Here is a 26,180-nt window from a genome sequence, read left to right as displayed (position 1 = left end):
TCAGAGTTTTTTGTTTTTCAATTACATTTGTTTAAAATGGCGCAAAGTCAGAGACATTTGCGCAGCGCGAATAAGGAACACTTCGAAGAGCGGGGTGTAATGATTCATGTAGGAGGAAATTTTACAAGAGATGGTAAAACTCGTCTGGTTGGTTCGTACGGTTGTTTTGGAATAAGCGGGAAGAATGCGGGTAATAAAGGAGCAAAAAAGTTTATTAATGATATTATTAAGCGATTAGAAAAAAATAGAAAAGCTAATAAAGGAACGGATATAAATATTAAACTTAAAAAAAGAAATGATGTTGATTGGGAATGGGAAGTTGATGAAGAGGGAGAAAAAGAAGAATAATTTAAAATATTAAGAATATGTCTATAAAAATGTTGTTTGTAGTTTTGATAAGTTTTTTTTCATGTCAGAAAAAAGAAGCTTTTACTAGAGAAAAATTAATTGGAAATTGGCAGACTATAGATAAAAAACAGTCTTCCATAATTCTTGAAATCAATAAAAACATTATTTCAAGATTAGAAAATGGTAAGAAAATAGTTTATAATAGTTACACTCTTTCTGGAGATACTTTAATTTTGGTAAATACTAAATTTAAGGAAAAACACTTAATTGAGATTTTAACGGATACTAAATTACGATTTGGAGCTGTCAATTCTTATCAAAAAGATGTTGAATTGATTGATGCTGTTGAATTTTTTAAAAAGTAATATTTATAATTTTTACAGATTTGTATAAATAAATCAAAGCCATTCCATAACGGAGTGGCTTATGGTTTTATAACGTCAATTATAACTATGTAAAACGTACCAAAAGACTGAATTCCGTACGTAAATTCGCCTGTTTCAGCTATAAGAAGCCAAAAGTAATTGTAATCAAAATCCACGACCCACCTCCTTCCTGTATCGGCTATTTTGGTACAAAATTCCACGATTTAAACATCAAATTACCTCCCCGTACTACTGTAATATGTACACATTCCAACCGATACCTTCGATGCTTCACTCGAAAATTCCACAGTTTTTGAAATCCCCGCTCCCCGAAGTGTTCTCATGAAAAGCTGCGCAAATGTCTCTTAGACTGCACCCAAAAGGTTAGACGAATTTATAATTAAATTTGATAAAATTCTTCTGATTATTTCAACAAAAAAAGCCTCAGATTTCCCTGAAGCTTTCTACTTTAAAATCTTAACTCTATAAAAAAACTTTGCGCCTTAGCGTCTTAGTGGTAAAAAAACTAAATAGAATTTCGATCAATAAAATTAAAAGGCACCTTCACTGGTCCTTTTTCTTTATTCAAAATCATTCGGGCAGCAGTTTCTCCCATTACATTAAAATCGGTAGACATCACCGTTATTCCCAATAACTCTTTCAAAGGCGTATCGTTATACGAAATCACGCCAATATCCTTACCAAGAGTAAATTTTTCATCTCGAATTTGTTTCATTAAATTCACCAAATCCGATTCTTCGATGGTAATAAATAAATCCCCTTTTTTAAGGATCATATCGTCGTAGACTTCGCTTAGAATTTCAAAATTGATTTCATGCTCTACACAAAATTTTCTGAATCCGTGCAAGATACGGCGCGGATACGGATAAACCGCTTTGTCAGGATATACAAGAATTAGTTTTTCGTATTTTGCTATTTTGGCCAATCCTTCTTTCAGAGCGTTATAAATATCATTTTCAAAATCCTGATATATTTTAATGATTTCGCCCTCCATTCCAATTTTAATATTATCCATTAAAACCAGTTTTTCTTCCGGAATTCTCTGGATCGCTTTTGCAACTTCATCTGTAAAACTCAGGTGTTTTAACTCATCTGTTTTAAAGTGTGTTGTAATAACATAATAATCATAAGCACCTTCAAATTTATCCAGTAAGTTCAAAAACAAAGTTTCGTCACAATGGTAAATATGCAGATCCGTATGCGCATTTGCTCCAATAGTATTTATAAAAGAGTTGTACGTTTTCATTTTGTACGCACTTAACTTATTTAAAACAAATAGCACATTTACTTTAGATTCCAGTTTTGTTCGGGTAATGTAATATCCTTTTCCTCTTATCGAAGAAATGATTTTTCGCTCTTTTAGAATGTTATACGCCTTTTCGACAGTATCTCTGGACATATAAAACTCTTCGCTAAAGCTATTTATAGAGGGTATTTTTTGATTTATTTTTAAATTTCCGTTGGCAATATTTTGCAGGATCGAATCTACAATTTGCTTGTATTTAGGAATCCTGGACTCTTCATCTATTTTAATTAATTTAATCATTTTGTAAGTCTTGTAAATTATGCAGCAATAAGTTACGATTTAATTTTGAGTTATAATTGGCGTGAAAAAAAATTTAGTCTAAAAGGTAAAATAATTCAGTCCGGTACTTTTCTCACAAAAGCTTTCAAATTAAATAAGGGTTGTTGTATGTTTTTGCTGATTTGTATGTTTAAGGCAAATTGAGGATATAATAATTACGAAATCGATTGCTAAAATAGAAATTTTAAATTTATATTTCCAATAATATCGGGCAGTTGTTTGTAATAATCTTCAGTTTTAACATAAATAACAAAACTATAAAGGATAGTACAGGACAGTTTTCTTTTTTACATTCTATTATTTTACAAAACCAATTTAACTATCAAATTAACCAAAAACTAAATTATTAATGGAATCATTATTAGGAATCATTTTTCATTCTATCGGAGGATTTTCTTCAGGTAGTTTTTATATGCCATTTAAAAAAGTAAAAGATTGGGCTTGGGAAAGCTACTGGATCGTGGGAGGATTTTTCTCCTGGCTTATAGTACCACCCATTGCAGCGTATTTAACGATTCCAAATTTTGTTGACATTATTGTAACAGCATCGCCAACCATAAAAGCGTTCACCTTTTTGATGGGATTAATTTGGGGAGTTGGAGGATTAACCTACGGCTTGGGAGTTCGCTATTTAGGAATGTCTTTAGGAAACTCTATTATCCTTGGGTTTTGTTCTGCTTTTGGTGCCTTGGTTCCTTCAGTTTATTACGATTTATATCCAACAGAAGGTAAAATTTCGTTTACCGATATGCTTTCAAATCCGGGCGGACGTCTTGTTCTGGCAGGAGTTTTAGTTTGCCTTATAGGTATTGCCATTTCGGGAAAAGCAGGAATCTTAAAAGAAAAAGATTTTGCAACAGGACACGAGGACAAAGACAAGGAGTTTAGTTTAGTAAAAGGTTTGATTATCGCCGTTATTTCGGGAATTCTGAGTTCGTTTTTTAATTACGGAATCGAAGCTGGAAAGCCAATGGCAGAAACCGCAGTAAATTATGGCTGTAACCCGTTATTTCAAAACAACGTGACGTATATCGTTTTGATGTGGGGTGGCCTTACTACCAATTTCATTTGGTGCATGTACCTTAACTTTAAAAATAAAACTTTCTCAGATTATACCAATACTAAAACGCCAATTGCCAGAAACGTACTTTTTTCGGGTATTGCAGGAACGATGTGGTTTTTACAATTTTTCTTTTACGGAATGGGAGAAAGCAAATTAGGAAACGGGGCAAGTTCGTGGATTTTGCATATGGCAACCATTATCCTGACCGCAAATTTCTGGGGATTTTATCTTAAAGAATGGTCGGGAGTTTCTAAGAGAACCCTTAGAACTTTTGGTTGGGGAATTGCACTGATCATGCTTTCAATTGTATTGGTTGGAATTGGAAATTCATTATAAACATACAAACATAACATAACAACAATGTCGAATATAAATATAAACAATATGACTTTTAAGCATGTAAGCTATCTTTGGGATGACGCTAAGGCAGCAGCATTGGCAACAGATGAAGTAGCGCTTTTCATTTATCGATCTAATTTATTAGGAGCCGATTTAAGATTGACAAACTATGGTGGAGGAAACACGTCAGTAAAAATTACCGATAAAGATCCGTTAACCGGAGAAACCTCTGAAGTAATGTGGATTAAAGGTTCTGGTGGAGACATTGGTACACTTACAAAATCGGGTTGTGCGGCACTTTATCTGGACCGTCTTCGTAATCTTGAAAATGTGTACAGAGGAATTGAGTTTGAAGACGAAATGGTCGAATTATTCAATCACTGTATTTTCGATTTGGCTTCAAAAGCGCCTTCTATAGATACGCCTTTGCATGGTTTTTTACCTTTCAAACATATCGATCACTTACATCCTGATGCGGCAATTGCAATCGCTGCTGCCAAAGACGGTGCTAAAATTACCGAGGAATTATTCGACGGCGAAATTGGCTGGGTAGGATGGCAGCGTCCTGGTTTTGACTTGGGGCTTCAGTTAAGAAGCTGTTTGGAAGAAGCTGAGAAAAAAGGGAAAAAATTACGCGGTATCATGTTAGGTTCTCACGGTTTGTTTACCTGGGGAGATACTGCTTACGAAAGTTATGTAAACACACTTGAGGTAATCGAGAAATGTGCTGAATATTTAGAAAGTAACTACGGAAAAAAACGCGCTGTTTTTGGAGGTAAAAAAATAGACAGTCTTCCTGAGGCTGATCGTAAATTAAAAGCAGCAAAAGTAGCACCAATTCTTAGAGGTTTCTGTTCATCAGAACGTCAAATGATTGGGCATTATACAGATGATGCAAGAGTTCTGGAATTCATTAATTCTAATGATTTATCAAAATTGGCTCCGCTTGGAACTTCTTGTCCGGATCACTTTTTACGTACCAAAATCAGTCCTTTGGTTTTAACATTGGAACCAAACGAAGATTTATCAGATGTTGAGGCGATCAAAGCAAAATTAACACCTGCTTTTGAAGCGTATCGCGCCATGTACAAGGACTATTACAATACTTGCAAAAAGTCGAATTCGCCTGCAATGCGTGACCCAAATACGGTCGTGATTTTATATCCTGGCGTAGGTATGTTTACGTTTGCCAAAGATAAAACAATGGCGCGTTTGGCATCAGAATATTATATTAATGCAGTAAATGTAATGAAAGGTGCTGAAGCAGTTTCAGAATATACTTCGCTGCCACATCAGGAAGCTTTTGATATTGAATATTGGTTGCTTGAAGAAGCAAAACTGCAGCGTATGCCAAAACCAAAAGCACTTTCAGGAAGAGTAGCTGTAATTACAGGTTCTGCCGGCGGAATTGGTAAGGCAATTGCCAAAAAGTTTGCACAGGAAGGTGCCTGTGTGGTCATCAACGATATCAACGAAGAACGTTTAGAACAAGCTACAGCTGAGTTTATCAAGTTATTTGGTAAAGATGCCGTAGCAAGTACATTACTAAATGTAACCGACGAAAAAAGTACAGAAAAAGCATTAGACGAAGCTTCATTAGCTTTTGGAGGCGCAGATATTATAGTGAACAATGCCGGAATTAGTATTTCTAAATCTATTGCAGAACATACGCTTGAAGAGTGGGACAGATTGTATGACATTTTGGTAAAAGGACAATTTATTGTTTCAAAAGCCGGAATCGAAGTCATGCGCAAACAAGGATTTGGCGGAGATATCGTAAACATTGTATCTAAAAATGCAGTGGTTGCGGGTCCAAATAATCCGGGTTATGGTTCGGCCAAAGCAGCTCAGGCGCATTTAACCCGTTTGATGGCAGCTGAATTAGGTGCCGATAAAATTCGTGTGAACACCGTAAATCCTGATGCCGTAATCTCAGATTCTAACATTTGGTCTGGCGGTTGGGCAGAAGGCCGTGCAAAAGCATACGGTATAACGGTTGCCGAGTTACCGGCATATTATGCAAAGCGTACGTTACTAAATGAAATTATATTGCCGGATGATATTGCAAACGCTTGTTTCGCATTCGTTGGCGGTTTACTGGACAAATCAACAGGAAACGCGCTGAATGTAGACGGCGGAGTATCAATGGGCTTTTACAGATAGATTGTTTAAGTTTTTAAGTTTGTTTAAAGCAAAAGTGGTTTTTTGTGATCTAACGTTCGATAGCATTCGGACGTTAGATTTTTTTAGACATAACTGCCTGCAAAAATGAGCAAATAGCATACAAAAGTAAAGTTAAACCAGAGTACAATTTATTTAATTTATATATTGTAATCTCTATTAAAAGATAAAATAATATGTTAATCGGATCAAACAATATCGCATCTCACAACGACGATTTATTAAAAAAACATCAAAATAAATTTGCCTTTACAGTATCAGAAATTGGTGATACAGAATCTATTATTCAAAAATTGATCGATTTTCAAATCGCGATTCCATCCTGGGCTTTAGGAACAGGAGGAACACGTTTTGGTCGTTTTGCAGGAGGCGGGGAACCACGTTCTATCGAAGAAAAAATCGAAGATGTTGGTTTGCTTCATGCTTTAAACAATGCTTCAGGAGCGATTTCTTTACATATTCCGTGGGATATTCCACAGGATTATAAAGCCATAAAAAGTCTTGCTGCACAGCACCATTTAAGATTTGATGCCATGAATTCGAATACCTTTCAGGATCAGGCAGGTCAGGACAATTCGTATAAATTTGGATCATTACAAAACGTAAACAAAGCAGTTCGCAAACAAGCAATTGCTCATAATATAGAAGTTATCCAACACGGAATCGAATTAGGATCAGAATCACTAACGATTTGGTTAGCAGACGGATCTTCTTTTCCGGGACAATTAAACTTTAGAAAAGCCTACCAAAATACATTAGAAAGTTTAGAAGAAATCTACGATGCATTGCCTTCAAACTGGAAATTATTCTTAGAATACAAATGTGCAGAACCTAATTTTTATTCGACAACAGTAGCAGATTGGGGACAATCGTATTCGTATGTAAAAAAGTTAGGAGACAAAGCACAAACTTTGGTCGATTTAGGACATCATTTGCCAAATGCCAATATCGAGCAAATCGTTTCTTTATTATTGATGGAAGAAAAACTGGGAGGTTTTCACTTTAATGATTCAAAATATGGAGATGACGATTTAACGGCCGGAGCTTTAAAACCATATCAATTATTCTTGATTTTTAATGAATTAGTAGAAGGAATGGACGCTCGCGGCATGAATCACGCCAAAGATTTAGGTTGGATGATCGATGCTTCTCACAACATAAAAGATCCTTTAGAAGATTTATTACAATCGGTAGAAGCCATTATGATTGCATATGCCCAGGCCCTTTTGGTAGACAGAAAAGCATTAGAAAAAGCACAGGAAGAAAATGATGTTGTAAAAGCACAGGAAATTCTTCAGGACGCTTTCCGTACAGATGTTCGTGCATTGGTTGCCGAAGCTCGTTTACGTTCAGGCGCAGCATTAAATCCGGTGGAATTGTACAGAAGCCTTTCTGTTAGAAAAAATCTAATTGGTGAAAGAGGATTAAAAACATTGGCAACAGGATTGTAATTATGAATTATGAGTTTTGAGTTATAGTAATACTCTATTGCAGTTTTTTATAAAACAAAAACTAACTCATAACTCATAATTCAAAACTCATAACTTATAATTAAATGAATGTAGTTGCAATTTTTGACATTGGTAAAACAAACAAGAAAGTATTTTTATTTGATGAAAATTATAAAATTGTCTGGGAAAAATCAGTAAATCTTGAGGAAACCGTAGATGAAGATGGTTTTCCCTGCGAAGATATCGAAGTACTTAAAAACTGGATATTCGATCGATTGGCAGAAATTAAAAACCTAACGGATTACGTTTTAAAAGCCATCAATTTTAGTACTTATGGTGCTAGTTTTGTTTATATTGATGAAAAAGGAAAAGTTTTAACTCCTCTCTATAACTACTTAAAAGAGTATCCGGAGGAGTTAAAAAATGACTTTTACAATAAATACAAGGGAAAAGAAACTTTTGCAGTAAAAACAGCTTCGCCCGTATTGGGAAGTCTGAATTCCGGAATGCAGATTTACAGGCTCAAAGAAGAAAAACCGGAATTATTCGATCAGGTAAAATACTGTTTGCATTTACCGCAGTATTTGAGTTTTCTTTTAACGAATGAAGCTTATTCTGACATTACAAGTATTGGATGCCATACCAATCTTTGGAATTTTAAAAAGATGAAGTATCATAAATGGCTTAAAAATGAAGATATTTCAGATAAAATTCCACCGCTTCATTACGGAAAAGACATTATAAAACAAAAAGACGGATTGTCCATTGGAGTTGGTTTACATGACAGTTCATCGGCTATTATTCCGTATACTATCAATTTCACAGAACCTTTTGTTTTATTATCAACAGGAACCTGGAGTATTTCCCTGAATCCGTTCAATAATAAACAATTGACTTTTGATGAACTGCAGCACGATTGTTTGTGTTACATGCAATACACAGAAAAGCCTGTAAAAGCAGCGCGTCTGTTTTCAGGCAATGAACATGAAGTGCAAACCAAAAGATTAGCAGCACATTTTAAAGTTCCGTTGGATACGTATAAAGAGGTTTATTTTGATAAAAAGATAGTTTCGAATTTAAGAGCTTTAAATTTTCAGATTATTTATCCAAAGAAATATGATTTTGATATTCTAAAAGAATGTCCGTTTCAAAAAAGAGATTTGAGTAATTTTAAGACTTATGAAATTGCATATCATCAATTGATGCTCGATCTCGTTGAACAACAGTTTTTTTCGACTAATTTGGTCATTCATAACAGTCCTGTAAAAAAGATTTTTGTGGATGGAGGATTTAGTAAAAATTCAATTTTTATGAATTTACTGGCCGAAGCTTATCCGGATATCGAAGTTTTTGCGGCTTCGATGGCGCAGGCAAGTGCTTTGGGAGCTGCATTGGCGATTCATCAAAACTGGAATCCGAAACCGATCCAGAATGATTTGATTGATTTGAAGTTTTACAAGCATTGATGTTTAATTAAAAATTTAGAATTAAAAATTAAAAATCTGCTCGATCTGTGAAAAATAATAGTTTATAGATTAAAGGATTTAAAAGTTTTTTTGTTATTAAGTTTAGTTTTGTCATTCCGAGGAACGAGGAATCTCCACAAGTAGCTCGGCAAACAAAATTGCCAATCTTTGTAGAGCAACTTGTGGAGATCTTTCCTTCGTCAGGATGACAAAAATGAAATTAGATCTGCCTGAAATAAAATAATAGCCAAAGATTAAAAAATAAAAATAAATCTGCAGAATCTGCCAAATCTGCGAGAGAAAATATTTAACACATAGTTATTATGTGTTTTAAAATACCAAGAATATGAAAGTTGGACTTTTTATACCGTGTTATGTCGATCAGTTTTACCCAAAAGTAGCGATTGCAACTTATGAACTTTTACAGAAATTAGGTTGCGAAGTTCACTTTCCGATGGGACAAACCTGCTGCGGACAGCCTATGGCCAATAGCGGATACCAATATTTAACCAAAGGCTGCGATGCCAACTTTATAGCTAATTTTTCAGAATTTGATTATATCGTTTGTCCGTCAGGAAGTTGTGTTTTACATGTAAAAGACCATTTGCATGATGAAAAACAGGAAGATTTGGCTGCAGCAATGCGCAAAAAAGTTTTTGAATTAACGGAGTTTATTACCGATATTCTGAAGGTTGATTCTATAGATGGAAATTTTCCGTATAGAGTAGGAATGCATGTAAGCTGTCACGGTCAACGCGGATTAAAGCTTTCGCAGATGACCGAACTTAATGCGCCATTTTTCTCTAAACCGGAACAATTACTACACAATATAAAGGGATTAGATTTGGTTTCTTTATCCAGAAAAGACGAGTGTTGCGGATTTGGAGGAACATTTTGTGTGACCGAAGAAGCTGTTTCGGTAAAAATGGGACAAGACCGAATAAAAGACCATGAAAACCATCACGTAGATTATATTACAGGCGGAGATATGTCGTGTTTGATGCATTTAGAAGGAATTTTAAAAAGACAAAAAAGCCCCATCAAAACCATTCATATCGCCGAAATATTAAATTCGTTGGAAAACTAAGTAATTTTAAAATTAAGCTTAATTTTCTTTTCACCATTAAGAGATTAAGTAAATTAAGGCAAAGCTTTATGAACTTAATATCTTAATGGTAAAAAAACAAAAAGAGATGTCATCAGAAAAAGTTATACCGCACAGCGAAGCCGCAACACGTTTTAACAAAGATGTAGAACGCGTCAACTGGCACGATGAAACACTTTGGTTTGTTCGTGAAAAAAGGGATAAATCGGCACATCAAATTCCCGATTGGGAATTACTTCGCGAAACTGCTTCACAAATTAAAAATAATGTGCTTTCAAACATTCACGATTATTTGATTGAATTTGAGGCCAATGCACAGAAAAACGGTATAATAGTACATTGGGCAGCCGATGCAAAAGAGCATAACGAAATTGTACATTCGATCATGGCAAAACATGATGTCAAGCAAATGGTGAAATCAAAATCGATGCTTACCGAAGAATGCCATTTAAACGATTATCTGGCCGAAAAAGGCATCGAAGTAATCGATTCTGATTTAGGAGAATACATTGTACAGCTTCGAAAAGAACCGCCAAGCCATATTGTTTTGCCCGCTATTCACCTTAAAAAAGAAGATGTCAGCGAAACGTTTCACGAACATTTAGGTACACAAAAAGGAAACATCGATCCTCAATATTTAACAGAATCGGCTCGTTTGAGTTTAAGAAATACTTTCTTGACAAGAAAAGTAGCTTTAACCGGAGTCAATTTTGCTATTGCAGAAACCGGTGAAATTGTCGTTTGTACCAATGAAGGAAATGCCGATATGGGCGCGCATCTTGCCGATGTTCATATTGCCTGCATGGGATTCGAAAAGCTGATTCCGCAGCGTAAACATTTAGGTGTGTTTCTGAGATTATTAGCCAGAAGTGCAACAGGACAGCCTATTACCACATTTTCTAGTCATTTTAAGAAACCAAGAGACGGCAAAGAAATTCATATCGTGATTGTCGATAATGGTCGAAGTACCCAATTAGGAAGAGAAGATTTTAGAAATTCCCTCAAATGTATTCGTTGCGGCGCGTGTATGAATACATGCCCGGTCTACAGACGAAGTGGCGGACACAGTTACCATAATGCTGTTGCAGGACCAATTGGTTCTATTTTAGCACCCAATTTAGACATGAGCAAAAATGCCGACTTACCTTTCGCAAGTACACTTTGTGGTTCTTGTACCAATGTTTGTCCGGTAAAAATTGATATACACGATCAACTGTACAAGTGGCGTCAGGTTTTAGTAAAAGAAGGACATACGCCAACAGCCAAAACCGTTGCAATGAAAACGATGGCAACAGTTTTAGCGAATCCTACTATTTTTAATATTGCCGGAAAATCAGGTCGTTTTGTAATGAAAAATATTCCCGGTCTGGTCAATAATAAAATGAACAAATGGTACGATCAGCGCGAAATGCCTGAAGTTCCCGAGGAATCTTTTAGAGAATGGTACAAGAAAAATTCAAGAGAAGCAAAAGCAAAAGACAATGAGTACTAAAGCAGATATTTTAAATAAAATAAAGCAAAATCAACCTGCTTTTATCACTAATTTGCCTGATCTGAATCTTTTAAGTTCAGAGAATCCTGATGTGCTTTCAACTTATAAAACGGTACTCAAAAATATAGGCGGAGATCCTGTTGAAGTGTCGAATTATGCTGACATCATCGAATACATAAAAACCAATTATAATCTGCAAAAACGACTGATCACAACAATTCCGCAACTTGCAGAAATCGCAGCTTTAAACTGGACAAACGATGATCCGCATTCGCTTCAGGATGTCGAATTGAATGTGATTAAAGCCCATTTTGGCGTAGCCGAAAATAGTGCGCTTTGGGTGACAGATGATGTATTAGGACAGCGCGTATCGCCGTTTATTGCACAGTATTTAGCCATCATCGTACACAAAAAAGATATTCTCGCAACAATGCATCAGGCTTACGAAAGAATTGGAAATCAGGAATACGGTTTCGGAACTTTTATTGCCGGACCATCAAAAACGGCTGATATCGAACAATCATTGGTTTTGGGAGCGCATGGCGCAAGAGGATTGATTGTTTTTTTATTGGATTAAGATCGTTACGCAAAGTATTTTGAATAGGCTCCAGCTTTAGCTGGAAAATCCAGATTTGATAGAATAGGGCTTTAGCCAAAATAATATTTGTTTGGCTAAAGCCCTTTCGTTATAATTTATTTTCCCATCCAACTAAAGTTGTACGCTATTCAGTCTTTTACATACTTGGAGAAATAATATAGTTCAATTGTAAGTTTATTTTTAATCTATTGTAAAATTTTGCATGGCATAGTTTATAGAGATAATTAGAAGAGGATTCCCTATCCTCTTTTTTTTGTTTACAGATATACGATAACGTTTGTGTACATCAAATAAAAGTTTAATTTTACCTAATTATATATTGCCTTCCCGCTTGTCAGCACAAAATAATCCTTCCTAATTATTTTGACAGGTTGCTGGTCTAATAAGGTATTTTTTTTTTGAAAACTCATTTTCATTACATAAACTCATAATTCATGTATTCACTTGTAAAATATATTTTGCTGCTTTTTTTAGCATCATTAAGTTTAGTTTCCTGTACTCAGAAACAAGGAGATAAAATTAAGGTTGGATTTTCTCAGGCCATGACCACAGATGATTGGCGCAAACAAATGACCAGTTCAATGAAAATTGAAGCTTCATTACGTCCAGAAGTCGATTTAAAAATTAGCGATGCCAATAATAATGTCGCCAAACAAATCGACGATATCGAAAAGTTCATCGCCAATAAAGTAGACGTAATAATCGTATCTCCAATTCAGTCCCAACCTTTAACAGCCGTTGTCGAAAAATCGATAAGAGCCGGAATTCCCGTTTTGGTGGTAGACCGCAAAATTGATGGCGAAAACTACACCGCTTATCTTGGCGCAGATAATATCGAAATAGGAAGAATTGCTGCCCGATATATTATTTCGCATAGTAAAGCTTCGGGTAAAATTATCGAAATTACAGGAGCAAATGGTTCGTCGCCTGCGTATGAACGTAGTCTGGGCTTTAGTCAGATCATTCAGGGGAATAAACGTATGAATGTTGTCAATACTATTCACGGCAATTGGGAAAAAGAATCGGTAACAGCACCGTTAAAAGCTATTCTTTTACAAAATCCTGATGTTGAATACATTTTCGCTCACAACGACCGCATGGCATTGAGCGCCTGGGAAACAGCTAAAACAGTAGGTCTTGAAAATAAAATTAAGTTTTTGGGAGTCGACGGCTTAAATTCGGTAAATGGCGGTATCGAATTGGTAAAGAGCGGCGTTTTAGACGGAACTATTTTATATCCAACAGGAGGAAATGAAGCGCTGAAACTGGCTTTGAAAATGTACAATAAAGAACCGATTTCAAAAAACAATATCCTCAATACTATTGTAATCGACCATAACAATGCTGAAATTATCGAAAACCAAATGGATAAAGTCGATCAGCAGCAAGTGGTTATCGAGTCGCAGCAAGGTGCCATAAAAGTACAGGAACGAGAATATGCCTCGCAAAACAATTTGGTGAGATTACTGAGTTTTTTCCTGGTGATTATTTTGAGTCTGACCATCTACAGTATTTATTCGACGATTTCTATTTCGAGAAAGAAAAAACAACTGGAAAGAATTAATCAGACTGTAATCGACCAGAACAATGAAATTCAGGAAATGGCTAAGGTTGCCGAGAAAAGCAACGAAGCAAAACTAAATTTCTTTACCGGACTTTCGCATGAATTTAAAACTCCAATAACGCTTATTATGAGTTATGTTGAGTCTTTAATCGAAAATGAAAAAATTAAAGGAACAGCACTTATTGATGAAGTAAAACTCATTCATAAAAACTCAAACAGATTACTCAGATTAATCAATCAGTTATTGGATTTTAGAAAAATAGAAGAACAAAAATTTACTTTAAGAGCCTCAAATACTAAGATCTGTGATTTTACGAATGAAATAATGACCAATTTTAGGGGAGAAGCGGTTCGCAGGAATATTGATTTTCAGCTTATTTGTAAAAATAAAAATCTGGAATTGTTTATTGATAAAGGACTGATGGATAAAGTCTATTTTAATTTGCTTTCGAACGCTTTTAAATTTACGCCTGATAACGGAAAAATCACGATCTCGATTATCGAAAATCAGGACAATACGGTTAAAATTAGCTGCAAGGATTCCGGAATTGGAATTCCTGAGAATGAACTTTCTAATGTGTTTAGTCCGTTTTTTAAAGCTTCGAATAATAATAAAAACAGTTCAGGAATCGGACTTCATCTTTCTAAGGAATTTGTTCTTTTGCATCACGGAACCATCGAACTAAAATCAAAGCAGGGAAGTGAGTTTGTTATTACTTTATTAAAAGGAAACAGCCATTTGCAGCCTTCTGAGATCGTAAGCAAAGCCGAAAACCTAAATATAACGCCTAGTTTAATAACAGATAATCTTGATATAGAATCAGATGTAAATGAGGTACATGTTATTTCTGATGCAGAGAAACATTCGATTTTAATTATAGAAGACAATAATGATTTGGTCACTTTTTTAAGAGCTAAATTATCGAATGAATATACAGTGCATACTTCTGACGGAAGCGACGCTATTGAAAAAGCAATGGATATAGTGCCTGATATTATCATTTGCGATATCAACCTGGTCGATAAAGACGGTTATGAAATTAGCAAAGAGCTGAAAAAGGATTTGCGCTCTTCGCATATTCCCATTATTATACTAACGGCGCAAAGCAATAAAGAAGCTGTTTTAAAAGGATTGCAAAGCGGAGTAGACCAATATCTTACCAAACCGTTTAGTCTTTCTATTCTAAAACAATCCATTTCCGGTTTGCTTTTCAACAGAGAAAAACTTCGTTATTATTATACCAATAACATTTATCGTATCGAACCCGAATCGAAATTTGGTAATCAGGAACAGACTTTTATTACCAAAATGAATGATATTATTAAGATGCATGTCGAAAACCCTAAATTCTCTGTCGAAGATTTGGCAGACAAACTAAGTGTTTCAAGAGTTCAGTTGTATCGAAAAGTAAAAGCGATTATCGGTATTAATATTAGCGATCATATCAATAATGTCAAATTAGAGAAAGCTGCAGAGCTTTTAAAATCAAATGAGATGAATATTTCTGAAATTGCCTACTCACTTGGATTCTCTTCTCCCAACTATTTTTCTACCGCTTTTAAGAATAAATTTGGAATTTCGCCAAAAGAATACAAATCCTCTAATTCAAATTAGTACAAAAACGTATCTTTTCATGTATCAATTTTGTATTAAATGTAACAAAATCGAAACTACATGGTTTTCGTAAATAAATTTTAATAAACGTAAAGCCTTGTAAATAAACGGTTTTAACTTAAAATAGCAAACTATCAATAATTATAGAATTAAATTGTAACATCATTAAAAATAAGTTGTTTTTTTTGCGGATATCTTAGCAACAAGTTTTTAATACATCTACAATGAATAAGATATTGATTTGGTCTGTTACTGCTGCACTGGCAGGTTTTCTATTCGGTTTTGATACCGTAGTTATTTCTGGAGCTGATAAACAATTACAGCTTTTATGGCATTCATCTGATGCTTTTCACGGTTCTGTTGTTATGGCAATGGCATTGTGGGGAACCGTTATAGGTGCCATTTTTGGAGGAATTCCAACCAATAAAATAGGACGTAAAAAAACATTGTTCTGGATCGGGATTCTATACTTTATTTCTGCCATTGGTGCCGCTTTTGCAAACGATCCTATTGTTTTTGCCGCTTTCAGGTTTATTGGCGGTTTAGGAGTTGGTGCTTCGACTATTGCCGCTCCGGCTTATGTGTCTGAAATTGCTCCGGCAGACAAACGCGGCAGACTAGTAGCTTTGTATCAGTTTAATATTGTATTGGGAATTCTAATTGCTTTTATATCCAATTACTTTTTAAAAGATATTGGCGAAAATGCCTGGCGTTGGATGGTAGGAGTTCAGGCTTTTCCTTCTCTTATCTATATTCTTTTCATACTTACAATCCCGGAAAGTCCAAGATGGTTATTGTCTAAAAACCGTGATGAAGAAGCCCGTAAAGTCTTGTTTAAAATTGATCCTACTGCTGATCTTAAAGACATCATGGATGATTCAAGAGAAAACGGAGTTACCAAACACGAGAATATTTTCATGAAAAAATACCGTTTCCCATTGATTCTGGCGTTTTTAATTGCGTTTTTCAATCAGTTTTCCGGAATCAATGCCTTTTTATATTACGCACCAAGAATTTTTGAAGAAGCAGGTTTAGGACAAAATACAGCTTTACTAAGCAGTATAGGAATCGGAATCACCAATCTTATATTTACCCTGATAGGAGTAGCATTAATTGACAAATTAGGAAGAAAGTTGTTAATGTACATTGGTTCAGTTGGTTATATCATATCTTTAGGATTGGTTTCTGCTTCCTTTTATTACAACTGGGGCGGATTATCAGTGCCCACTTTTCTTTTCTTATTTATTGCATCGCACGCCATTGGCCAGGGAGCTGTAATATGGGTGTTTATCTCAGAAATTTTCCCTAATCACATTCGTGCTTCAGGACAAGCTTTTGGGAGTTCGGTACACTGGGTTTTAGCGGCGATTATTCCGTCTTTAATTCCAATGTTGTTTTCAGAAATTGGACCCGAAGTCGTATTCTTAATTTTTGCACTGATGATGGTCCTGCAGTTACTATTTGTAATTTTTATAATGCCGGAAACTAAAGGAATTTCTCTAGAAGTTTTAAGTGAAAATCTAACCAAAAAAAATATCAAAAAAAATGACATCAAAGAAACATCTGCCGCTGGCATTATATAGTGCCGTACTATTATCAATAGGAGCTTGTAAATCATATACGGCTGTTGCACAAACAACTGCTGTCTCAACTTCAATAGCTACAGAAGAAAAAATGTATCGTCCTAATTTTCACTTTACACCAAAAAATGGATGGATGAATGATCCTAACGGAATGTTTTATGCTGATGGAGTTTATCATTTGTATTATCAGCATTATCCTGAAAAAAGTGTTTGGGGACCAATGCACTGGGGGCATGCGATTAGTAAAGATTTAATTAAATGGGAAGAGCAGCCAATTGCGCTTTATCCGGACAAAGACAAATATATTTTTTCAGGAAGTGCTGTTGTAGATACGCATAATACATCGGGATTAGGGAATGGCAAAACAGCTCCAATTGTAGCGATTTATACGCTGCATGATATGACAAAAGAAAAAGAAGGTAAGATTGATGTTGAACAACAGGATATTGCATATTCAAATGATAATGGTTTTACATGGCAGAAATTTGAGGAAGGAAATCCTGTCATAAAAAATCCCGGGATTCGCGATTTTCGTGATCCAAAAGTAAATTGGGATGAAACCCATAAACAATGGATTATGGCTTTGGCAGCGCAAGACCGTAATCAGTTTTATGCTTCTAAAGATCTTAAAAACTGGAAATATTTATCTGAGTTCGGAAAAAATATTGGTGCTCATGGCGGTGTATGGGAATGTCCGGATTTCTTTGAAATAAAAGTAAAAGGAACCAATGAAACCAAATGGGTTTTGATTCAGAATTTGAATCCCGGAGGAGCAAACGGAGGTTCAGGAACACAATATTTTATTGGTGATTTTGATGGCACAACTTTTACATTAGATTCTAATTTCGCAAAAAAAATAGACACAGAAAAAGCGGCCTGGCTGGATTACGGAAAAGACAATTATGCTGGCGTTACCTGGAATAATATACCAAGTGCTGACGGACGAAGATTGTTTATTGGCTGGATGTCAAACTGGGAATATGCGCAGCAAGTTCCAACACAATCCTGGAGAAGCAGTACCACAATTGCCCGCGAACTTCAGGTAATAAAAAAAGGAAACGACTATACTTTGGTGAATAATCCCGTAAAAGAAATCAATACATATATTGGTAAAACAATAAAAGTGAAGAGCCTGAAAGGAAAAGGAAAGTTAACCCTTATTGAAACAGGAAAAATCGATTTAACAAAAGCGATGCTTCATTTTAATATCAAGAATCTGAAACAGGATATTTACACTTTTACACTTTCAAATGCGAATGGAGAAGCAGTGACTTTCGGAATTAATAATTCAGATCACTACTTGTTTTTAGATCGTTCGAAATCAGGAAAAATTGATTTCTCTGAAAAATTTGCTTCAACAATTACCAAGGCAGCTTTAGACGGAAGTCAAAAAGAAGGATTTTTTAAAATTATTCTGGACAAAACATCTATTGAAATATTTTACAACAATGGCGAAAAAGTAATTACCGAAATCTTTTTCCCCAACGAGCCTTATACCTCTCTTACTGTTTCTTCAAACAATGGAGTTGAGCTGAACAACTTAGAAATTAACCAATTAAATATAAACTAACCTTAAAAACAAAACCACTATCTATGAAAACCAAACTCATTTATTTTCTGTTTTTCTTTTTTCCTATGCTGGCGATGACGGCACAGGAAAGCGGAATTAAAGGAACGGTAATTTCGTCAGACGACGGAATGCCACTTCCGGGAGCCACTGTGCTTATTTCTGGAACCAATACCAGTACAGTAACAGATTTTGATGGAAATTTTTCCCTCCAAAATGTAGCTGAAAATGCAAAAATGGTCATTTCTTTCATAGGATTTGCACCGCAATCGATTGATGTTAAAGGACAAAAGGTGTTCAACATCATTTTAAAAGTAGATAATAATCAGTTGAATGAAGTTGTTGTAACTGGATATTCAAAACAAAAAAAGACTGATATTACAGGAGCTGTTGCTGTTGTCAACATGAAGGAAGTCATGAAGCAACCGGAACCTAACCCAATAAAAGCCTTGCAGGGAAGAGTTGCCGGAGTAAAAGTTTCGTCTGACGGTTCGCCATCCGGAGGAAATACAAAAGTGGTCATTCGTGGTGTAGGAACTTTAAACAACACAGATCCTCTTTATGTAATTGACGGAATGCCAACAAAATCCGGAATGCACGAACTAAACTCTAGTGATATAGAAACAATTCAGGTTCTAAAAGATGCTTCTTCGGCCAGTATTTACGGTTCAAGAGCTTCAAACGGAGTTATCATTATTACGACCAAAAAAGGAAAAGAAGGTAAAATGAGAATTAATTTTAGCACTTATACCTCCATTTCTGATTATTCAAGAAAACAGGAAGTGCTGAATGCCAATCAGTTTGGGCAGGCTTTATGGCAGGCCAATATCAACGACGGATTAAATCCAAACAGCAATAATTTACGCTATCAGTTTGATTGGTCGGTAAACAATAACAAACCACAATTAAACAAAGTTTTGGTTCCTGAATATTTAGATGCCAATCAAACCCTGAAAGCTTCAAATACAGACTGGTACGATGCAATCTCGCAAACCGGAATAGCAAATTCGTATGATTTATCAGTTTCAAATGCCTCAGATAAAGGAAGTTATGTTTTTTCTTTGGGATATTATGGAAATGAAGGTGTTGTAAAAACGACTGATTTCCAGAGAATTTCTGCCAGAATGAACGGTTCGTATAAATATTTTGACGGGAAACTGGTTATTGGCGAAAATTTCTCGATGACCCGTACCAATGAAGTTACAGATCCCGGAGTTCTGGATCCGGCACTTCGCGCATTGCCAATAATTCCGGTACATACCGTAGACGGAAAAGGCTGGGGAGGACCAGTGGGGGGAATGAACGACAGACAAAATCCTGTTCGTCTTTTAGAATACAACAAAGACAATAACTATGATTATTTACGTCTTTTCGGAAATATGTATGCCGACTTAGAAATCATTAAAAACCTGCACATCAAGAGTAGTTTTGGTATCGATTACGGATCGTATAAAAAACGTACACTGCAAAGAAGTTACCAGTCGGGTTATTTGCAAAACGATCAGACATCGGTAACCATTGATCAGTCGTTGAGCGATAAATGGACGTGGACCAATACTGCTATTTACAGTTTGAATTTAGGAAAAAGCAATCTGAATTTTATGGCAGGAACAGAGATGTACAAAGATGTTTTTGATACAACAACTTTGCGTAAAAATGATTTCCTGATCGAAACTCCTGATTATATGTATCCTGATGCAGGAACCGGAGAATCGTTTACCAGCGGAACATCGACCGTATATTCGTTACTATCTTTCTTTGGAAAAATAGATTATGAGTTTGATAATCGTTACTTACTTTCCGGTACTATTCGTCGTGACGGATCGTCTCGTTTTGGTAAAAATAACCAGTACGGAACCTTCCCGGCAATTTCAGCAGGATGGAGAATCAGTAACGAAGATTTTGTTAAAAATAATGCACCTGTTTTCTCTGATTTAAAACTAAGAGCAGGTTGGGGACAAACCGGAAATCAGGAAATTAGCAACACCGCAGTTTATAGTTTATACCTGGCCAGTTATGCAGGCGGAAGTCCGACATGGGCAACTTCTTACGGTACGGCTTATGATATTGCAGGAAACGGAAACGGATTACTTCCGTCAGGTTTTATTGCAACTCAATCCGGAAATGATGATTTGAAATGGGAAACAACCACACAAACCAACATCGGTTTAGACTTTGGATTATTCAACCAAAAATTAAGTGGTTCTGTAGATTATTATATCAAGAAAACAGATGATATTTTGGTTTTGCCTCCTTATTTAGGAGTAATTGGCGAAGGAGGAAATCGCTGGGTAAACGGTGCTTCGATGCAAAACGAAGGTTGGGAATTTACTTTAGGATACCATGACGAAACTTCATTTGGATTAAAATATGATATCTCGGCAAATGTTTCGGCCAATAAAAATAAGATTACAAAATTACCGGACGAAGTACGAAATAATTACGGAGGAGACGGATTAAACGATAATATTTTAGGTCGTCCAATTAATTCAATGTACGGTTATGTTACTGATGGCTTATTTAAAAGTCAGGATGAAGTAGACAACTCGGCCAATCAGGAAGGGAAAGGCCTTGGTAGAATTCGTTACAAAGATTTAAACGGTGACGGAGTAATTACAGATAAAGACCGTACATGGATAGGAAATCCAAATCCGGGCTTGACTTATGGATTTAATTTAGGATTAGGATATAAAAATTGGGATTTTACTACTTTCTGGGAAGGAGCAAGTAATGTAGATGTGATTAACAACACCAAATACCAAACTGATTTCTGGAGTGTTGATGACGTAGGTTCGAACAAAGGAACCCGTTTGTTAAACGCATGGTCTTTAGACAATCCAAACTCTACGATTCCTGCTTTAACCACTGTAGACCGAAATGCAGAATCAAGATTTTCGACTTATTATGTAGAAAACGGAAATTATCTTAAACTTCGTGTTTTGCAATTTGGCTATAGCCTGCCAAAAGATTTATTGAAAAAAATGAATTTCGACAGCTTTAGATTGTACATCAGCGGACAAAATTTATTGATCATTGATGCAAAAAGTTTTACTGGTGTAGATCCTGAAAACGCAGGATTTGGATATCCGCAGCCAACCACTTTTACGGCTGGTCTTAATTTTACTTTATAATAAAGATTAAATCAAAAAACATGAAAAAATTACTATATATAACCGGTTTTTTAGTACTTGGAATCTTGGGTTCCTGTTCAGATTTTCTGGAAAATGATCCTCGTGGCGTACTTTCAGAAGAAGATATTGTGACACCGCAAACAGTAGAAGGATTTATGAATGCGGCTTATGCGCAATTAGGTAACGACCATTATGATTCGCCGTACAGTTTATGGCCTTTTGGAAACGTTCGCTCTGATGATGCTTACAAAGGCGGAAGCGGAACGAATGATATTCAGGATTTTCACTTTTTTGAAGTATCCAATAATATCCGACCTGATTTTGCCGAATTAGACAACTTTTGGTACATCAGTTATGTTGGAGTTTCAAGAACCAACAAAGCTTTGAAAGCATTAGAACAAATTTCAGAAGCTGAGTATCCGTTGAAAAAAACACGTATGGCGGAAATGCGTTTCTTAAGAGGGCATTTTTATTTTATGCTGAAAATTATGTTCAGAAGTGTTCCTTACATCACAGAAGATATTCCGGTAGAAAATTATAAAACCATCTCAAACAAAGTACTTTCAAACGAAGAACTTTGGAACAAAATCGCCGAAGATTTTCAGGCTGCAGCCGATGCTTTACCGGAAACTCAGCCACAAGTGGGACGTGCTACTCAAAAAGCAGCTTATGCTTATTTAGCAAAAACACGTTTGTATCAGGCTTATACACAGGATGAAACGTATAAAGTAACAGGAATCAACCAACAGCATTTACAGGAAGTAATTGCAGCTTCAGATAAAGTAATTGGAAAAGCTAGTTTAGAACCTGATTTTGCCAATAACTTTTTGCCTGGAACTTTTGAAAACGGAGCCGAATCTATTTTCTCCATTCAGTTTTCAGACAATGATGGAACTTTATACGGAAGATTAAATTTTTCAGATGTACTCTCAACTCCACAAGGTTTAGGATGTTGCGATTTTCATAAACCAAGCCAGAACTTAGTAAATGCTTTTAAAACAGGAACGAATGGTTTGCCGGAATTTGATACCTATAACGATCAGGATTTTGATTATAAAAATATAGATGCCAATACTGTTGATCCGCGATTGTATCATACCGTGGCCATGCCGGGCTTGCCGTATAAATACGATCCTGAATTTTTGTACGTAGAAGCCTGGGTAAGATCTCCGGGAACGTACGGTTATTTTGCTTCATTAAAAGAAAACGTAGCGCCAAGCTGTAGTTGTGTGGTCAATATCGATCCATTTTACGGAAACTCAAAAAACAGAATACAAATTCGTTACGCCGATGTGATTTTAATGCGTGCCGAAGCCCTGATTGAATTAGGAAGACAATCAGAAGCTTTGCCATTAATCAATCAAATCAGAGAGCGTGCAGCGCAAAGTACAGGAAGACTTCCGTACGTAAAAAACTTTAAAATCAATACGTATGTAGACGGAAGCAATTGCAACTGGACACAGGATTTTGCCCGTAAAGCATTGCGTTGGGAACGCCGTTTAGAACTGGCTATGGAAGGAAATCGTTTCTTTGATTTAGTGCGTTGGGGTGTTACAGATGAAGTAATGAATGCATTTTACAGCGAAGAAAAAACAAAACGTACCTACTATCAGGATGCCTTTTTTGATGCTCATAAAGAAGAGTATTGCCCAATTCCTTTAAAGCAAATTAATTTCAGTCAGGGATTGTACAAACAAAATTTAGGTTATTAATCTATTTTAAGAAATCAATATGAGAAAACTTATCAATACATACTGGGTCAAAGTGGCTGCAGTATTGGCTATCGTTTTTGTATTTACAGCCTGCGAAAATAGTTTTGAGAGCGGAGGTTTTGATGTCAATTCGCCATCGAATGTTACTTCTTTTAAAATAAACGGAGTTGCAGGAACCATCGACCAGAAAACCGGAGCCATCAATATAACAATGCCTTACGGATCTGATATTACGGCTGCAAAACCAGAAGTTGTTTTGGCAGAAGGAGCAACATCAAATCTGGATCTAACTGCACCAATAAACTTTACAAATCCTGTAAAGTTCAGAGTAGTAAACGGTAATTTGTATAAAGATTATACGGTGACAACCGTGGTTTTAAGTCCTATTAAAAGTTTTACTATTAATGGAGTTGCCGCGGCAATAAACGATGTAAGCAAAACTATTACCATGACATTGCCCGAAGATACAAACCTGACAGCACTTCAGCCTGTAATCGAATTAACGCAAGGAGTTTCGATCTCGCCCGTTTCAGGAACTACGATCGATTTTACCAATTCTGTAACTTTTGTAGTGACTTCAAACGGTAAAAGCGTTAACTATACGGCCAATGTAGGACTTCCGGTAGCAGGTTTGGTAGTAGCCTTTTTAGGGACTGCTACAACAAGAGCTGAAATTACAAATATGGATGAAGTTACCGCTGCTAATTGGTTCTTTTCCACTTTTAGCGGAGCGAAATATATTTCATTTGCAAGTATTGAAAGCGGTTCAGATTTAAGCGATGTTGATGTAATATGGTGGCATTTTGATTCCGCGGCCAATTTACCGGCAATTGCCTACAAACCTGCTGTAACAACCGCTTTAAAAAATTTCAGAACAAACGGAGGAAATTTACTTTTAACCTCTTTTGCCTCTCAATATGTAGATGCTTTAGGAATTGTTCCATCCGGAAAAGGACCTAATAATGTTTTCGGGGATTTTCCTCCAAACGGAAACGTTGATGCAGGTTCTTGGGGAATGTCGTTTAAAGGCCATGAAAATCATCCAATATTTCAGGGGTTATCCACTTTTGAAGCCGGAAAAGCCAATTTACTGCAAGGCGGAACTTTCAGGTTAAATCATACCGCATGGTGGTTTTTACCGGAATGGGGAGGTTACGGAAACGGTGAAGGCTGGAGAAACCAAACCGGAGGGACTAACTTAGCAAGTGAAGCCTGGGATGATGCCCTTAATGGACGAGTGACCATTGCAGAGTTTCCAAATACAGGAACGGATAAAAATGTAATTGTAATTTCGATGGGAGCTTACGATTGGTATAATGAAACCAATAGCTCAGGAGTACCAAGTCAGTCAAATGAGTTTCTTTCTAATATCAAACTTTTGACGCAAAACAGCATCAATTATCTGGCTGAAAAATAATTTACTTTCAACTCAAAAAAATGAAATACAGCAATATAATTACAATAGCGTCCCTCTTTTTTACACTTGCTTCATGCAGTCAGGATGATACCTATACGGGAGGTTCGATTTCAGGAGGAAATACCGAGATAGCAAGTATTTTTCCTGTTCCGCCATCGCAATGGATGGGTGCTGGTGATCCTTATTACAGCGCGGGATATACAGGAGATATTATGCCATTTTTCGATAACGGAAAATTCCATATTTACTTTCTTCACGATGCGCAAAATAAGCCTGCGGGAACAGGATTTCATGATATTCATGAATACTTAAGTACAGATTTAGCCCATTTTACTTACGAGGGCCAAATGATCCCATTTGGAAAAACGACTGATCCTGATTTTGCCATTGGCACAGGATCAGTTGTAAAAGTGGGTAATATTTATTACTTTTATTATACAGGTCATAATGAAACGCCAGCTTTTGTGCAGTCAAATGCCAGAGAAAGTGTTTTATGTGCGACAAGTTCTGATTTAAAAAACTGGACAAAAGTTCCTTCATTTAAGATCACAGCACCAGCCGGATATTATAATTATGATTTTAGAGATCCGCATGTTTTTTACAACGAAGAACTTAAAAAATATTCGATGCTGGTAAGCACACAAACAGAACCAGGAAGAAAAGCAGTGTTGCTGCATTTTACAAGTACTGATCCGGTTTCAGGAAAATGGGACGTGCAAAACCCAATTTATACCACAACTCCACAGGAAAATTATCTGATGATGGAATGTGCCGATATTTTTAAAATGGGAAGTTACTGGTATTTGATTTTTTCTGAAAACTGGAGTGCTAATAAAGGAACACATTACAAAATGTCGACTTCGATAAACGGACCCTGGACAACGCCGGAAATTGACAGAATCGATGGCGAATATTTTTATGCCGGAAAAACAGCTTCTGACGGAAACAAAAGATATGTTTTTGGATGGAATGCCAGAAAAACGCCTGAAAATGATTTAGGCAATAAAGATTGGGCGGGAAATATGGTCATTCATGAGCTAACGCAAAATGCTGATGGAACCTTATCAACGCAGTCGCCACAAAAGGTAAAAGATGTATTTTCTAAAAAAGTAGCGCCCGAAGTCGATGCAACTTCAGGAGATGTAACAGCAACATCCGGAACTTATACATTATCTGGGGCAACAAATAAAGCTTTAGTAACGTTTAAAACTATAGGTAAAAAAGCAAAAATAAAAGCAGACCTTACTTTATCCGGTTCAAATGGTAGTTCGGGATTTGTTTTTCATACCAATGAAACAGGAGGTTATTATAAAATTGTATTGGATATCGCCAAAGGGAAAATAATAGGATACAATTCAGCCTCGCAGGAAGTAACCGCAATACCATTTAAGTTACAAACGAATACCAAATACGATGTTGAGATAATTGCAGAAGGAAGTGTAGTAGTATTTTACATCAACGGAAAAGTGGCTTTAACGAATAGAATTTACGGAAGAGACAAAAATAAATGGGGGTTAATTGCTGAAGGACAAAATAGTAGTATTTCTAACCTTCAGATTACGCAACCGGAATAACAT

General features: G+C 36.0%; 17 protein-coding genes. 16 read left to right on the top strand and 1 reads right to left on the bottom strand.

Annotated elements, in window-relative coordinates; all coding sequences use genetic code 11:
- The first annotated feature begins 99 nt into the window (after window positions 1-99).
- Window positions 100-348: a hypothetical protein gene (locus tag B0M43_RS19970; protein WP_123921824.1), complete on the top strand. Its 249-nt coding sequence runs from the start codon at window positions 100-102 to the stop codon at window positions 346-348.
- Window positions 349-365: 17 nt separating this feature from the next.
- Window positions 366-713, top strand: coding sequence for a hypothetical protein (locus tag B0M43_RS19965; protein ID WP_123921823.1), 348 nt, complete (start codon window positions 366-368; stop codon window positions 711-713).
- 526 nt (window positions 714-1,239) lie between these two features.
- Here B0M43_RS19965 and B0M43_RS19960 read toward each other — a convergent pair.
- Entirely contained in the window at window positions 1,240-2,280 is a 1,041-nt protein-coding gene (locus tag B0M43_RS19960) for a GntR family transcriptional regulator (protein ID WP_065448995.1), read from the bottom strand.
- A gap of 388 nt (window positions 2,281-2,668) precedes the next feature.
- On the opposite strand from B0M43_RS19960, the gene rhaT reads away from it, so the two are divergent.
- The 14 genes from rhaT (at window position 2,669) to B0M43_RS19890 (ending at window position 26,177) form a co-directional block, all read left to right on the top strand.
- Window positions 2,669-3,718: an L-rhamnose/proton symporter RhaT gene (rhaT, locus tag B0M43_RS19955; RefSeq protein ID WP_078007906.1), complete on the top strand. Its 1,050-nt coding sequence runs from the start codon at window positions 2,669-2,671 to the stop codon at window positions 3,716-3,718.
- A 24-nt stretch (window positions 3,719-3,742) separates the two neighbouring features.
- The gene (locus B0M43_RS19950; protein WP_078007905.1) at window positions 3,743-5,884 is read left to right on the top strand and encodes a bifunctional aldolase/short-chain dehydrogenase; all 2,142 of its coding nucleotides are present in this window, start codon (window positions 3,743-3,745) and stop codon (window positions 5,882-5,884) included.
- 194 nt (window positions 5,885-6,078) lie between these two features.
- The gene (locus B0M43_RS19945; RefSeq protein ID WP_065448992.1) at window positions 6,079-7,353 is read left to right on the top strand and encodes a TIM barrel protein; all 1,275 of its coding nucleotides are present in this window, start codon (window positions 6,079-6,081) and stop codon (window positions 7,351-7,353) included.
- Between the two features lie 104 nt (window positions 7,354-7,457).
- Window positions 7,458-8,819: an FGGY-family carbohydrate kinase gene (locus B0M43_RS19940; protein ID WP_078007904.1), complete on the top strand. Its 1,362-nt coding sequence runs from the start codon at window positions 7,458-7,460 to the stop codon at window positions 8,817-8,819.
- 346 nt (window positions 8,820-9,165) lie between these two features.
- Entirely contained in the window at window positions 9,166-9,906 is a 741-nt protein-coding gene (locus B0M43_RS19935; protein WP_078007903.1) for a (Fe-S)-binding protein, read from the top strand.
- 106 nt (window positions 9,907-10,012) lie between these two features.
- Window positions 10,013-11,416, top strand: a complete 1,404-nt coding sequence (locus tag B0M43_RS19930; protein ID WP_078008030.1) for a lactate utilization protein B — start codon at window positions 10,013-10,015, stop codon at window positions 11,414-11,416.
- On the top strand, window positions 11,406-11,993 hold the full coding sequence (locus tag B0M43_RS19925; protein WP_078007902.1) for an LUD domain-containing protein: 588 nt from the start codon (window positions 11,406-11,408) through the stop codon (window positions 11,991-11,993). The genes B0M43_RS19930 and B0M43_RS19925 overlap by 11 nt, the downstream gene beginning before the upstream one ends.
- Before the next feature lie 455 nt (window positions 11,994-12,448).
- Complete coding sequence (locus B0M43_RS19920) at window positions 12,449-15,193, top strand: substrate-binding domain-containing protein (RefSeq protein ID WP_078007901.1); 2,745 nt, start codon at window positions 12,449-12,451, stop codon at window positions 15,191-15,193.
- A gap of 224 nt (window positions 15,194-15,417) precedes the next feature.
- Window positions 15,418-16,776 carry a sugar porter family MFS transporter gene (locus tag B0M43_RS19915; RefSeq protein WP_065448986.1) on the top strand — a complete coding sequence of 453 codons (1,359 nt, stop codon included), beginning with the start codon at window positions 15,418-15,420 and terminating at the stop codon, window positions 16,774-16,776.
- Window positions 16,739-18,346: a glycoside hydrolase family 32 protein gene (locus B0M43_RS19910; protein WP_078007900.1), complete on the top strand. Its 1,608-nt coding sequence runs from the start codon at window positions 16,739-16,741 to the stop codon at window positions 18,344-18,346. The genes B0M43_RS19915 and B0M43_RS19910 overlap by 38 nt, the downstream gene beginning before the upstream one ends.
- A 23-nt stretch (window positions 18,347-18,369) precedes the next feature.
- Entirely contained in the window at window positions 18,370-21,474 is a 3,105-nt protein-coding gene (locus B0M43_RS19905) for a TonB-dependent receptor (protein ID WP_078007899.1), read from the top strand.
- A 20-nt stretch (window positions 21,475-21,494) separates the two neighbouring features.
- The gene (locus B0M43_RS19900) at window positions 21,495-23,186 is read left to right on the top strand and encodes a RagB/SusD family nutrient uptake outer membrane protein (protein WP_078007898.1); all 1,692 of its coding nucleotides are present in this window, start codon (window positions 21,495-21,497) and stop codon (window positions 23,184-23,186) included.
- Window positions 23,187-23,205: 19 nt separating this feature from the next.
- A complete protein-coding gene (locus B0M43_RS19895; RefSeq protein WP_078007897.1) occupies window positions 23,206-24,603 on the top strand; it encodes a DUF4960 domain-containing protein in 1,398 nt (465 codons plus the stop codon).
- A 20-nt stretch (window positions 24,604-24,623) separates the two neighbouring features.
- Window positions 24,624-26,177: a glycoside hydrolase family 32 protein gene (locus B0M43_RS19890; protein WP_078007896.1), complete on the top strand. Its 1,554-nt coding sequence runs from the start codon at window positions 24,624-24,626 to the stop codon at window positions 26,175-26,177.
- Window positions 26,178-26,180: the final 3 nt, after the last annotated feature.

The sequence above is a fragment of the Flavobacterium sp. KBS0721 genome (assembly GCF_002007065.3).
GTDB lineage: Bacteria > Bacteroidota > Bacteroidia > Flavobacteriales > Flavobacteriaceae > Flavobacterium > Flavobacterium piscis.
The sequence above is the reverse complement of the archived record's forward strand: the minus strand, read 5'-3'. Positions and strand labels throughout refer to the sequence as shown.

Bases quoted from the DNA above. Each gene is read 5' to 3' on its own strand.
- B0M43_RS19920 (WP_078007901.1), top strand. From the start codon at position 12,449: ATGTATTCACTTGTAAAATATATTTTGCTGCTTTTTTTAGCATCATTA.
- B0M43_RS19930 (WP_078008030.1), top strand. From the start codon at position 10,013: ATGTCATCAGAAAAAGTTATACCGCACAGCGAAGCCGCAACACGTTTT.
- B0M43_RS19905 (WP_078007899.1), top strand. From the start codon at position 18,370: ATGAAAACCAAACTCATTTATTTTCTGTTTTTCTTTTTTCCTATGCTG.
- B0M43_RS19950 (WP_078007905.1), top strand. From the start codon at position 3,743: ATGTCGAATATAAATATAAACAATATGACTTTTAAGCATGTAAGCTAT.
- B0M43_RS19965 (WP_123921823.1), top strand. From the start codon at position 366: ATGTCTATAAAAATGTTGTTTGTAGTTTTGATAAGTTTTTTTTCATGT.
- B0M43_RS19900 (WP_078007898.1), top strand. From the start codon at position 21,495: ATGAAAAAATTACTATATATAACCGGTTTTTTAGTACTTGGAATCTTG.
- B0M43_RS19940 (WP_078007904.1), top strand. From the start codon at position 7,458: ATGAATGTAGTTGCAATTTTTGACATTGGTAAAACAAACAAGAAAGTA.
- B0M43_RS19890 (WP_078007896.1), top strand. From the start codon at position 24,624: ATGAAATACAGCAATATAATTACAATAGCGTCCCTCTTTTTTACACTT.
- B0M43_RS19925 (WP_078007902.1), top strand. From the start codon at position 11,406: ATGAGTACTAAAGCAGATATTTTAAATAAAATAAAGCAAAATCAACCT.
- rhaT (WP_078007906.1), top strand. From the start codon at position 2,669: ATGGAATCATTATTAGGAATCATTTTTCATTCTATCGGAGGATTTTCT.
- B0M43_RS19945 (WP_065448992.1), top strand. From the start codon at position 6,079: ATGTTAATCGGATCAAACAATATCGCATCTCACAACGACGATTTATTA.
- B0M43_RS19935 (WP_078007903.1), top strand. From the start codon at position 9,166: ATGAAAGTTGGACTTTTTATACCGTGTTATGTCGATCAGTTTTACCCA.
- B0M43_RS19960 (WP_065448995.1), bottom strand. From the start codon at position 2,280: ATGATTAAATTAATTAAAATAGATGAAGAGTCCAGGATTCCTAAATAC.
- B0M43_RS19895 (WP_078007897.1), top strand. From the start codon at position 23,206: ATGAGAAAACTTATCAATACATACTGGGTCAAAGTGGCTGCAGTATTG.
- B0M43_RS19970 (WP_123921824.1), top strand. From the start codon at position 100: ATGATTCATGTAGGAGGAAATTTTACAAGAGATGGTAAAACTCGTCTG.
- B0M43_RS19915 (WP_065448986.1), top strand. From the start codon at position 15,418: ATGAATAAGATATTGATTTGGTCTGTTACTGCTGCACTGGCAGGTTTT.
- B0M43_RS19910 (WP_078007900.1), top strand. From the start codon at position 16,739: ATGACATCAAAGAAACATCTGCCGCTGGCATTATATAGTGCCGTACTA.